This window comes from Campylobacter concisus, assembly GCF_002913545.1.
Lineage (GTDB): Bacteria > Campylobacterota > Campylobacteria > Campylobacterales > Campylobacteraceae > Campylobacter_A > Campylobacter_A concisus_AV.
The window spans coordinates 1-453 of record NZ_PPBR01000035.1 but is presented as its reverse complement, the minus strand read 5'-3'; the positions used below and the strand labels follow the sequence as shown (position 1 = coordinate 453).

General features: G+C 39.1%; 1 pseudogene. It reads right to left on the bottom strand.

Annotation, left to right across the window (positions count from 1 at the left end):
• Nucleotides 1–453: pseudogene (locus tag CYP05_RS02310) on the bottom strand (inorganic phosphate transporter); the annotation flags it as partial.

Here is a 453-nt window from a genome sequence, read left to right as displayed (position 1 = left end):
GTCGTTTGCGCCATGTGAAAATGCAAAAGAAGAAGCGGTAAAAATTTGAAACCATGAGAAAATTCTATTGATGCTCTTTTCGCTATCGTTTTTACTCATGACGTTTATGATAGCAAGGCTTGCAAGATACGCCAGAGCACCGATAACAAAGATGATCCAGACTGTTTGGATGATGCTAAAGGCTAAATTTATATGCTCAAGCCCTTTAAAAAGCATCATTGATGAGATGACCATTGCGGCAAATCCAGCGATGATCGGGATGTGCTTTTTCATCGCTTTAAAGGTATCTATCTCTTTTTCGCTATCTTTCATGATGCGAATTTTTGAGCGATATTCGCTGTATTCAGTGGTTTCGATCTCGTCCTCATCGATAATTGCGATCTTTGAAAGAGTAGCTATCTGCTCCTCAGCTGGCTTTGTTTTAAGCGCTTTTATAAAGCTTTCTTTATATGC